This window comes from Paenibacillus sp. ATY16 (assembly GCF_003399985.2).
Lineage (GTDB): Bacteria > Bacillota > Bacilli > Paenibacillales > Paenibacillaceae > Pristimantibacillus > Pristimantibacillus glycanilyticus.
In genome coordinates this window covers 156847-167832 of record NZ_NMOK02000046.1, presented here as the reverse complement: position 1 = coordinate 167832, position 10986 = coordinate 156847, and the positions used below count along the sequence as shown (strand labels likewise).

11 protein-coding genes are annotated in these 10986 nt (G+C 52.7%); 6 read left to right on the top strand and 5 right to left on the bottom strand.

Annotated elements, in window-relative coordinates; translation table 11 throughout:
- Positions 1-212: 212 nt before the first annotated feature.
- Positions 213-1550, bottom strand: a complete 1338-nt coding sequence (locus tag CFI03_RS25095) for a DRTGG domain-containing protein (RefSeq protein WP_248760603.1) — start codon at positions 1548-1550, stop codon at positions 213-215.
- A 19-nt stretch (positions 1551-1569) separates the two neighbouring features.
- Positions 1570-2064, bottom strand: a complete 495-nt coding sequence (locus CFI03_RS25090) for a hypothetical protein (RefSeq protein ID WP_116394422.1) — start codon at positions 2062-2064, stop codon at positions 1570-1572.
- A gap of 183 nt (positions 2065-2247) precedes the next feature.
- Between CFI03_RS25090 and CFI03_RS25085 the strand changes: the two genes are divergently transcribed.
- Entirely contained in the window at positions 2248-2586 is a 339-nt protein-coding gene (locus tag CFI03_RS25085; RefSeq protein WP_162862792.1) for a helix-turn-helix domain-containing protein, read from the top strand.
- An 84-nt stretch (positions 2587-2670) separates the two neighbouring features.
- Here the strand turns inward: CFI03_RS25085 and CFI03_RS25080 are convergent, their stop codons facing one another.
- Positions 2671-2961, bottom strand: coding sequence for a hypothetical protein (locus tag CFI03_RS25080; RefSeq protein ID WP_116394420.1), 291 nt, complete (start codon positions 2959-2961; stop codon positions 2671-2673).
- Positions 2962-3165: 204 nt separating this feature from the next.
- Between CFI03_RS25080 and CFI03_RS25075 the strand changes: the two genes are divergently transcribed.
- The 5 genes from CFI03_RS25075 to CFI03_RS25055 are packed head-to-tail and all read left to right on the top strand — an operon-like array spanning position 3166 to position 8796.
- A complete protein-coding gene (locus CFI03_RS25075) occupies positions 3166-4542 on the top strand; it encodes a YheC/YheD family endospore coat-associated protein (protein WP_116394419.1) in 1377 nt (458 codons plus the stop codon).
- Between the two features lie 12 nt (positions 4543-4554).
- Entirely contained in the window at positions 4555-5775 is a 1221-nt protein-coding gene (locus CFI03_RS25070; RefSeq protein ID WP_116394418.1) for a YheC/YheD family endospore coat-associated protein, read from the top strand.
- Complete coding sequence (locus CFI03_RS25065) at positions 5772-7148, top strand: YheC/YheD family endospore coat-associated protein (protein WP_116394417.1); 1377 nt, start codon at positions 5772-5774, stop codon at positions 7146-7148. Before CFI03_RS25070 ends, CFI03_RS25065 begins: the two co-directional genes overlap by 4 nt.
- Positions 7148-8311, top strand: a complete 1164-nt coding sequence (locus CFI03_RS25060; RefSeq protein ID WP_116394416.1) for a YheC/YheD family endospore coat-associated protein — start codon at positions 7148-7150, stop codon at positions 8309-8311. The genes CFI03_RS25065 and CFI03_RS25060 overlap by 1 nt, the downstream gene beginning before the upstream one ends.
- A complete protein-coding gene (locus tag CFI03_RS25055; RefSeq protein WP_116394415.1) occupies positions 8311-8796 on the top strand; it encodes a GNAT family N-acetyltransferase in 486 nt (161 codons plus the stop codon). Before CFI03_RS25060 ends, CFI03_RS25055 begins: the two co-directional genes overlap by 1 nt.
- On the opposite strand, the gene CFI03_RS25050 is transcribed toward CFI03_RS25055, so the two are convergent.
- On the bottom strand, positions 8759-9976 hold the full coding sequence (locus tag CFI03_RS25050; RefSeq protein ID WP_162862791.1) for an ABC transporter permease: 1218 nt from the start codon (positions 9974-9976) through the stop codon (positions 8759-8761). The two genes, CFI03_RS25055 and CFI03_RS25050, sit on opposite strands and share 38 nt — an antisense overlap.
- Positions 9973-10842, bottom strand: coding sequence for an ATP-binding cassette domain-containing protein (locus tag CFI03_RS25045; protein WP_116394413.1), 870 nt, complete (start codon positions 10840-10842; stop codon positions 9973-9975). Before CFI03_RS25045 ends, CFI03_RS25050 begins: the two co-directional genes overlap by 4 nt.
- Positions 10843-10986: the final 144 nt, after the last annotated feature.

Below are 10986 nucleotides of genomic sequence, written 5' to 3'. Positions count from 1 at the left end.
CCCATCGTCATTTTCATGACTTATGGGACACCTCCTTTAACTATCTCTTATAAAGATGATTGATTCGTATGTGGAAGGATGGAAGAAATGTATCTCCTGGAGGAGCGTTAGCGTTCGCCTTTGTAATCGTGAAATATCGCATAGGCGAGTTGATTCTAAAATTCACGATTACAACAGCGGCCGGAAGGAGATACATTTCTGTAAGACTGACCCTAATACGAATCAATCATCTGCGCCGTCATCATAGCCTTCGCCGCCAACCCCGTCTGATCGATCAGCTCGATCTCGAGCTTGGTCGCTTTGCGGCTCATTTCGAGGGCGCGGGGGACGATCGTAATCTGGCTGTCGATCTGCACCGGCTTGACGAAGAAGGCGGTCATTCCGTCAATCAGATAGTCCCGCTTGCCTGCGTCCCGGATCATTTGGCGTCCGGCCAAGGTCATCAGGGTAACCAATATCCCTTCGGACACCATGCCAAGAGATCCGGACATCTGAGGCGTAATGGCTCCTTTGTAGAGCGGAACGCCATCCGCTTCATCCGCGTCAAAGCCGGACCAGATGAGATCGTCGAAGGTCTCTCCGATCTCCTGCTGCTTGCCGGCAAAACGGAGAGCGTCCAGCAGCTGCTGGCGGGTGACGACCCCAAGCAGCTTCCGGTGGCGGTCAACGATCGGCAGCAGGTCAATTCCTTCGGCAGCCATCGTATGCGCGGCCGAAGTCACCGCAATGTTAGGCGCGGCCGTGATCGGATGACGGGTCATCAGCTTGTCGATTGAACTTTCATCCGATGAACCGGCTGCATCCTTCGAGGTCATCATGCCGACAACCCTGCCTCTGTCATCAATAACCGGGAATCGGTAATTGCCGGTCTCCCGGCTTAATTTGTGAAAGTCGAGCAGCGTATTGCCGGACCGCAGCACGTCTGCCGGCTTGCTGAACGTCATCAAATCTTCGATGAGCATAATTTTGCGTTTGATCAGCCTGTCATACATTGCCCGATTAATCATCGATGCAACGGTAAACGTATCGTACCGCGATGAAATAATAGGCAGTCCGTTCTCGTCGGCCAGCGCCTTCACTTCCTCGCTTGGCTCGAATCCGCCCGTAATCAGAACGCCGGCTCCCTGCTCCAGGGCACAGCGATGCGCGCCGCTGCGATTGCCTACAATAAGCAGGCTGCCTTCATCGATGTAGCGGAGCATCGCGTCCAGCTCCATTGCGCCGATTACAAATTTGTGGAGCGACTTGTCCAGCCCCGAAGTGCCTCCGAATATATGCCCTTCGACAATCTCCGCGACTTCGCCGAAGGTGAGCTGATCAAGCGCCTCGCGCCTTCGCCGGTCAATGCGGACCGTCCCGATTCTTTCCTTCGTGCTTACAAGTCCGGAAGCTTCCGCTTCCTTAATCGCTTTATAAGCGGTTCCTTCGCTTACGCCAAGCGCCTTGGCGATTGCCCTTACCGAGATTTTCTCGCCTATATCGAGCGTCTCTATGTATTGCAGAATTTGTTCGCGCTTCGTGCTTGTATCCATTCCGGAAACGGATGCCACCGGCACCGCCCTCCCCCAATTAAACCTTCGTTCGTTTCATTCCATTATACCAGTCGATAGAGACGGCTGCGACCTTTAGTCCTGCATCCACATCTTCCCCGTCTGACCCGGTACAACGATATTTGTCGAACACCTGCTGGAGGGACTGCACCGTAAATGCTTCTTGCGTTCCTTTAAATATAAAGGAGTACCAATCATAATTGATAGGTACGGGATACTTCAGCTTCAGAATCGGATAATTCTCAAGAACGACCGATTGAGGCGGGATTTCCGGATATTGGCTGGAAAATAAAAAGGAACCCTTCTCGCTAAAAGGCCTTGCGATCGTCTCCGACCGCAGGCTCATCTGAAATTCCACCTGCTGCGTGCGGGGATTCACCCTGCAATTAAAGCTGCCGTGCGCCTTCGCCGGTTTATTGGTCTTATGTAAAATGCGGTACGTGAACTGCACCTGAAACCGCATATGCTGATAGTAAGTCTGTACGTTTCGAAAAAACTCAAACTCATCAACCATAAGCGTTGCTCCTTGTTAAAAAGTTCCTGTTTAGGAAATGATGTTAATAGGTAGAACCTTTTTACACAATTATAATAAAAAGCATAACCTTTGGTCAATGACTATAGGCACTATTTTTAATAAGGACTATAAGACGTTGTTGCCGGAATAGGAAAGCTCTATCTTAAGGCTGAGGTGACGAATGTGAACGAAATCAGCCGAAATATCGGTGAGAATATACGGGCAATACGCAAACAAAAAGGCTTCAGCCAAGAGCAGCTGGCTCTGCGGGCCGAAATCAACGGCTCTTATATGGGCCAAGTGGAACGAGGCGAGAAAAGTCCTACGGTCGATGTCTTGAGCAAAATTGCCCACGCCCTCCAATGTCCGCTTGAGCAGCTGGTCCATATGCCCGGGACACCTCACGAAGAAAGCACCTATGCGGAGAAAATCGCATCTCAGCTTCAAGGGTTATCCGTCAAGGAACAAGAAGCGGTATATAAATTCGTCAAGCAGCTTGTTCAGTTCAAAGAAATCGATTAACAGGCAAGCGCGACTACCCATTCTCAAAAAGCTTAGCAAATGAAAAAGCCCCCTTGCGGGGGCCTAGCGCTTTTCGTCTATGCCTCAACCTCTTGCACTTCGGTTCGAACCCCTGTCCACCGCCTGCTGCAGCCTGCGCTCCCAGGTATTTCTCTTCATCCGCTTGATGCGGTCCAGTTCTTTCTTCCTCTGCTCGTTCATCCAGAGCAGCGCATTTAAATGAGCGGCAATAACGAGCAGCGCAAACAATGTCCACACTACGCCGAATATCGTCACTGCATTCCATGGACCCGTAAGATCCAGTTTCGTTACCCCGTAGAACAGCATCGCCAAAGCAACTGCCAGATACATAATATGCCGGGCTTTTCCCCTCATTCGAATCAACTCCCGCTTCAATAGCTTTTGCTTGTCCGCACCACTATCCTATGAAGACAAACCGCCGGATATGACCGCTCCACTAATTTCTTTGGCCAATCACCAAGGGATAGATGTCCTCATATGATGAAGTAATTCGTGTAAAACACCTATGGGCCTTTATCCGCTTTTCGTCATCCTCCTGCTTGGAAGGAGATTTACACAATGCAAAAATCGAAAGTAGCCGTTCAGCTTATCAGCTCCGGCATGCTTCCGGAAGATACGATTATGCTCGGTGAAGCCTACCTGAAGCAATGGCATATTTCTCACAGCGTGTCGATCGTATTGCGGTTCGGAGCATTCAAGAAGACGGTGAAGGTCATTCCGGTACCGAAGTACGACGGAATGCGCATCAACCAATCGCTTGCCAGACAGATGGGCATTCTTAGCAGCACCTCCCTTCGCCTGAGCTACGATTCCTCGTCTTCCACGCTTAGGCTTGGGCCTCTGATCGGCGTTCTGATCAGCCGGGATTATCCGAGTACGCCCGACAAACCGTTTGGCACGATTACGATGTTCTGCAAGGAATTGGTCGACGGCTGCGCGAATCAGGGGGCGCATGTATACTTTTTCACTCCGAACCATGTCTCGGGAAGCAGCGACAAGCAAATCGAGGGTTGGACCTTTGCGAACGGATGGAAGCGGGCAAAGCTTCCGCTGCCGGATGTCGTGAACAACCGCCTGACGTCTCGCAAACTGGAAAGCCGCGCTCTTGTGCAGCAGTTTTTCAAGGAAATAAAGAGTACTCATCATGCCAGCGTCTTTAACGAAAAGTTCCTGGACAAAATGGAAGTTTTCGATGCGCTGAAAAAAGACGAAAGCGTCCGTCGCTATCTGCCGGAATCCCACTTCCTCCGCAACTATACCACGCTGAAATCAATGTGCTCCCGTTACGGCAACGTATTCCTCAAGCCTTCCAAAGGCAGTCTCGGCAAAGGCATTATCCGCGTAACAAAGCTCGAGGGAGACATCTATCAGGCGCATTTCACAACCGGCACCGGAACAAGGCGGCAGGTATACCCGAACCTTGTGAAGCTGTTCTCGAGCATTTCGACCAAGATGAAAACCATTAAATATCAAGCCCAGCAAGGACTCAATCTGATTGAGATCCAGAAGCGGCCGGTCGACTTCCGCGCAGTGGTGCAGAAGAACGCAACAGGCAAATGGACGTTGACTTCCGTAGTGGCGCGTACCGCGAGCAGCCAGCATTTCGTCTCCAATCTCGCACGCGGGGGAACGCTCAGCACCGTTAACGAGGCTGTCGCGCGCTCCAATATTTTTGCCGGCAAGGAAGGGGCCTCCAAACGTCTTCGAACGGCCGCCCTGACGATTGCCGAAGGAATCGATAAGCATATCCCGGCGCATTTCGGCGAACTGGGAATCGATTTGGCGCTGGACACCAATGGCCGAGTATGGCTGCTGGAGGTTAACTCCAAGCCTTCGAAAAGCGACAACACGCCTCTCAACCAGGAAAATGACAACAAGATCCGTCCATCGGTCCGAAATGTCATACAATACTCCCGCTTCCTGTCGGGATTCTAACCGGAGGCCCTTATGAAGGCTGCGCTTGTGAGAGTAGGACTGTATGTCGCTTCCATAGAAGCCGGCGCAGGACCGGAGAACGGCATTAAGCTGCCGGAGCCGGCATTTGCGCAAATGCTCAGCGAAACGGCCGGCACTCTGGCCATTGACCTGTATGTCTTCTCCCCAGCCGAATACGAGGAAAAAACCGGACAGCTGAATGCCTTCCGGCTTCGCCATGGCAGCTGGGTAAAGGAACCCTGCCCGCTCCCGGATATCCTCTACGACCGCTGCTTCTATCGAACGATTGAAGAACGCATGCTCTGCCAAGCGGTACTTGCGGCCATCCGGGAACAAAAGCCCGTGACGATCTTAAACGGAAGTCTCCCCGGCAAATGGGAGGTATACGGTACGCTTCGCCAGGACGCTCTTCTGGCTCCGCTTCTTCCTTCCACAACCAGGCTGGACCGCCCGGACACTCTATTGCGCCTTCTAAAGGGTAATAACGGGGAACTATTCTTAAAGCCCTCGGCGGGCATGCAAGGCAAAGGGGCTATTCATCTGAAGCAGTCCCCTTTAACCCGCGAATGGGTTGCTGCCGGGCGGACCGGAAGCAATCTCCCGTTCCGGCTTCGCTTCAACCACTATTCTTCGTTGTCGCAATGGATCGCTAGATTTATGGGGAATGCGTCTTATATCGCTCAGCCTTATCTGCAGCTGACAGACCCGGAAGGCAATCCGTTTGATCTTCGCGTGCTTGCGCAGAAAAACGGCAAGGGACGCTGGGGCGTCACCGGCGCCGCCGTCCGTGCCGGAAGCTCCGGAACCGTCACCTCCAATCTTCATGGCGGCGGAACGGCAAGCCAGCCATCCGATTACTTGTCCCGTCTGTTTGGCGAAGCAAAAGCCAAGCGGACGTTGAATAAAATAATAGATGCCAGCCTGCGGGCAGCAGAGAAGCTGGAAAACAACTACGGACGATTAGCCGAGCTGGGCATTGATTTCGGAATCGAACCGGACGGACGGATATGGCTTCTGGAAGTAAACTCCAGGCCGGGACGTTCCTCCTTCCGGCTGTCCGGCGACAACCAGGCAGAGCGGATGTCCGTCGAGCTGCCGCTCCGATATGCCCGCCTGCTTACGCAGGGGCTTAACAAACCTTTGATCATAAACGACTCCGCAACAGGTCGGATCCAAGACAGTCAGGCAGACAAAAGGATCCGGTCTGATAACGTTCAGGAGGTTCACCCATGAGCTTGACAACTTGTAACGTCCATTTCTCGCAACAATCGGATAAAGTCATTTATTTATCCAACACGCTTCTCAAGGAGCTGAAGCTGTCCGGCAAAAAAACCGTTCACCTGAAGCTCGGCAAAGAAGTGGTAACAACAGCCGTCAGGCCCGTCAGGCGCCAAGGCAATCATCTTTATTTGTCCGCCGGGGTCAGGCAATACATCCGGGTGCCCAAAACCGGCAGCATCTTCGTCCATAAAAACGGCGAAAACGAGGTGCAGATCGGACCTCTCATCGGCGTATTGAGCGATTCGGGCTACTCCCAATCGGCTAGCCAGCCCTTCGGCATGAGAACAAATTTTATTAAGCAGATTATCCGATCCGGCGACCGAAAGGCATTCCTCTTCGGTTTTACGCCTCAGGATATCAATTGGCAGCAGGAGACGGTGCTCGGCTATTTCCTGAACCCGCAGGGGGGCTGGTACCGCAAGACCGTCCCGCTCCCCGATGTTATCTATAACCGGCTCCGGAGCCGCAAAGCGGAAACGTCCAATTATATCGGTTCGCTCCGCGAAAGGCTGCTTCGCAAAAAAATTCCTTTCTTCAACTGGGGCTTCTTTAATAAATCGGATGTGTATAAGCTGCTGGATAACGATCCGGAGGCTCTTCAGCATTTGCCGGAATCCGTAGCCGCGCCAACAAGCGAGAAGCTGAAGCAGCTTTTGGAGAAGCATCATTTCGTCTATTTCAAACCAACGGCAGGCAGCCTTGGCGTCGGCATCTATCGGCTCACCTACCATCCGAAGCGCGGTTATTTCGCCCGCTACCGGAAGAGCGGAAAAAACGTCCTGCTGCGCTTTTCTTCCTTCAACAGCCTGTATAAAATGCTGCAAGCGCGTCATGGCGCAACTCTAAGCAGCTATGTCGCGCAGCAGGGCATCAGGCTGGTAGAGATTGACGGCTGCCCTCTCGACTTCCGCTTTCATATGCACAAGAACGGCAAAAACGAATGGGTACCGGCAGGCATCGGCGCGAAAAAAGCCGGCAAAGGCAGCGTAACGACCCATGTGAAAAACGGCGGTTCGCTTATGACGCCTGAGCAGGCGTTGAGCCGCGCATTTGGCGCAAAGGGCAAAGAAATCTTGGAGAATGCGAAGAAGGTCTCCATCAAAATGGCTGAGGCGATTGAGCGTAATTATCCGCACCGGCTTGGCGAGCTGGGCCTCGATATCGGCATCGACAAAGATAACGACATCTGGATGTTCGAAGCCAACGCAAAGCCGGGACGCTCTATCTTCAAGCACCCTTCCCTTGAAGCGGAAGGCCGTGCATCCGTGGAATGCATCGTTGATCATTGCTTGTACCTCAGCAAGTTTCAAGGAGGGAACAGCTAATGGAGCTAAGAGCATCGAAGAAAGAAGAGGTGTATGATCGGCCGGCTGGACGCCTGGTACTCGCCATACTGACGATTGAGAACGACGAACAGTTTTTCCGGGGCAACCGGAATAACTTCGCGGACATTATAAAAACGGGTCAAGAAAAGGGATTCCTTGTTTATGTGCTCACCGTAAAAAACCTGGTCTTGAACCGTTCCACACTCCGGGGATTTGTCTATATCGAACAGAAGGATACATGGCAGCAGCGCTTGCTGCCTTTCCCGGATATAATCTACAACCGGATTCCGCAGCGCGAAGACGAGATGCTTCCTGCCGTGCGGAACAAAATTGCCGCTTGCATGCGGGATCCGCGGATCAAACTGTTCAACCCTTCCTTCTTCAACAAATGGTATCTGTTCGAATGGCTGCGCGGCAGCAAGTCGACCAAACCTTTTATCCCGGCAACCCGCAAGCTGCTAACGGCGGCAAGGCTGGAGAGAATGCTGCAAAAGCATCCCTTTCTCTACCTGAAGCCGGAGAGCGGCAAAGCCGGCAAAGGCATTATGACCGTCATGGTGCAGCCCGACAAGCCGCTTCCGTATCTGCTTAAGGTGCAGGAGAACAAAAAAAGCTCTACCTTCAGCTGCGCGGATTTTCAAAAGCTGTGGAACCGCATCAAGAAGGAATGCGGCAGCGAGCCTTATATCGCCCAGCAAGGCATTCAGCTTGCTTCCTTTAACGACCGCCGCTTTGATCTCAGGGCTCTCGTGCAAAAAAACGAACGCGGCAAATGGGATTTGACCGGCATCGGCGCAAGGGTAGCAGGGTCCTCCAGCATTACGACCCATGTCCCGAGGGGCGGCTCCATCGAAGATCCCGAGAAGCTGCTGAAAAGCTCCTTCAACGCCGATCAGGCGAGAAGGATACTGATTAAAGCCAAGCAAACCTCCATTATGATCGCCAGACAGATTGAAAAAGGCTCCGGCTTTATGCTTGGCGAAATGTCCATGGACCTGGGCATAGACAGTCAAGGCCATATCTGGTTTTTCGAAGCCAACTCCAAGCCGATGAAGTTTGACGAGCCGCATATCCGGCAGAAGTCGCTTGAACGGATTTTCCAATACAGCACCTATCTGGCCAGGATGAGAAACGAACGAGTGAAGCAGGAGGCGACGAGATAATGGAACTGCAGCTGCTTACCCCCGAATTATGGGCGAAAGAACGCAAGAGACTCATTGATTTTGCCGTCCGTTTCGGGGAGAAGCGGCTGACGGTTGCAGCCATCCATTCCCTTCGCCGTCTGCCTCCCGAGCTGCTCTCGCAGGAGGAGAGCGGGACCGTTATGGCGGTTGCGCGGTTTGGCAGCCGGATAGTAGGACTTGGCTACGCGGAGGAAGCAGGCGAAAAGTGCTGCATCGTCGTAACCCACCCCGAGGCTCGCGGCCTTGGGGTCGGGAACGCGGTAATGGAAGCCATTATGAAGAAGCTGGGAAGATTGACCTGTCAGGTTGCGCTCGACAACGTGCCCAGCCTGACTCTCTTCTTCCGCCTTGGCATGAAGGCGGTCTCCATGTCGACCGGACCCACCGGCAAGCAAACGCTGCGGTTCGAGTGGCTGCGGGATGAGGTTATGCCACCGACCGCCTCTTCTGCGCGGCATAAGTAAGCAGCACCGCGCCAATGGCGAGGAGGCAGCCTACGAGACAAGCAGCCAAGCCGTAAGATAACGGGAATCCGAAAAAGTCGTAATACCTCGGCGCGCCAAAGATCGTGTTCACCATGGCAAGAGAGCCGTAATTGAAATCGACAATCGGCCAAATCAGCTTCTTGATCCCGTTGCTGAAATAATTAGACAAAGAGCCTGCAAGAAGAATAACCATCCCGATTCCGAATGCGGAGCTTTGACCCTTCAGCTTGGAGGAGATAAAAGCAAGCGCCATACTGAAAGCAGCAGCCGAAGCGATCAGCCACACGGCGCCTAGCAAGGCAGTCCCGCCAATCGAGAAAGGAAGCGTGGAGAACTCAAACCCTTCCAGACTGCGAAGCGGCGCGGAAAAACCGCTTAAATCCCCGTACCCTAGCCAGGTCCCGGTAAAGGATCCTATCAGATACACAGCGGTAATCACGACGGCCGTTAGACCGGCGCTCAACAGCTTCGCCGTTACAATCTCCTTGCGGCCTTTTACCGTGCTGAGCAGAATGCTGTCCATCTCCGTTAGGACCTCCTGCGTGAACAACGGCGCCATGAAGTAGGTCAGGACAAGCAGCAGCAAAAAAACAATCATAAATCCGTCAAACCGGATAAAGAAGAAATTCCAGAAGATTGTATTCTCGAAAACCGGCTCGCCTATCGCAAGCTCGTTAGCCAGCTCCTTCGAGTACAGCCTGTAATCGTACGTGGCGGTATGATTTTCCGCTTCAAGCGATTCAAGCTTCTCCCGCAATGGATAGATGCCTTTGATATGATCTTGATCCTGCTCCGCCGGACCGTTCCAGTACTCATCCACCTTGCTGCCGAATGCCGCATAACGCACATGGAACTTTAGTTCCGGATCACGATTGATCCTTACGCTCAGCCCTTCTCCCGTTCCGTATTTCTCAATAGCGGCATCGCGAATCGCCTTAGAAGAGGCAAGCTGCCCACGATCCAATACCCCGCTATGACCATCCAGCAATCGGGTATAGTGACTCACTGCCTTTTCCCCTTCCGAGCCACTGAGCTCGAATATCCCTTTGGCCGACACCCAGGCAACTCCGGTATAAATGACGAACAAGACCACAAGCAAAATAAGCTTGTTCCGGTTAACGAGCAGCTTTTTCATTTCGTATTGGAATAGCTTCATCATTGCACCTCGGAATGGAATTCGTACAAATAAGCATCTTCAAGAGTAGGCACCGAAGGGACAGCATGCATAAATGGCTTGACGTCGCTGACAATACGCACCTCCATGCCATCGTTTGCCGGCATAACACGGCTGATTAAATGATCATTTTGATAGACCACCAGCTCGTCCACCGGCATCCGGGCCAGCCACACCTTGCCCTCCATATCGTTCACGAAGCCCTGATTGCTTTGCATCCGGCCAACCTTGCCGGCTTTTATCATAACGGTCTCTTTGGCAATGGAATCAATGTCCGATACGATATGGGTGGAGAGAAGCACGGTCCGCTCGCGGGAGATGAACGAGATCAAATTCCGGAATTTGATTCGCTCATACGGATCGAGTCCTGCGGTTGGCTCGTCCAGAATAAGAATTTCCGGATCGTTCAACAGGCTTTGGGCGATTCCGAGCCGGCGCTTCATCCCGCCGGAATAATGGACGCATTTTCGCTCCAAATCTCCCGTCAGCCGCACCTGCTCGGCCAACTCGGTTATTTTCCGCTCTGCCGCCGATCCCTTCAGTCCTTTCAGCGCGGCAATATACCGCAAATAGTCCCGTCCGGTGAACTCCGTGTAAAAGTCGAGGGACTGCGGCAAATAACCAAGCTTCATCCGATACTCGCGCTCGCATTGCTTCCGGTTCACGCCGTTTACCAGCACCTCTCCAACGCTTGCCTCCATGACACCTGCTAATATGCGGATTAGCGAGGATTTGCCCGCTCCGTTTGGCCCGAGCAGGCCGTATACGCCGTTGTCCATCTCAAAGCTGACGCCGGAGAGCGCCTGCTTCTTCCCGTAATGCTTGCTTACGCGGTCTACTGTCAGTTTCACGTTCTTTCCTCCGATTTGTCGTGGTTTCCATATTCCAATTGTAAGCCGCAGACCTAAATATACGGGGGAGAAAAGATAAACGATTTCTAAACGATTCGGAACATGAAAGAAGGTGGCGTCCCATAAGTCATGAAAATGACGATG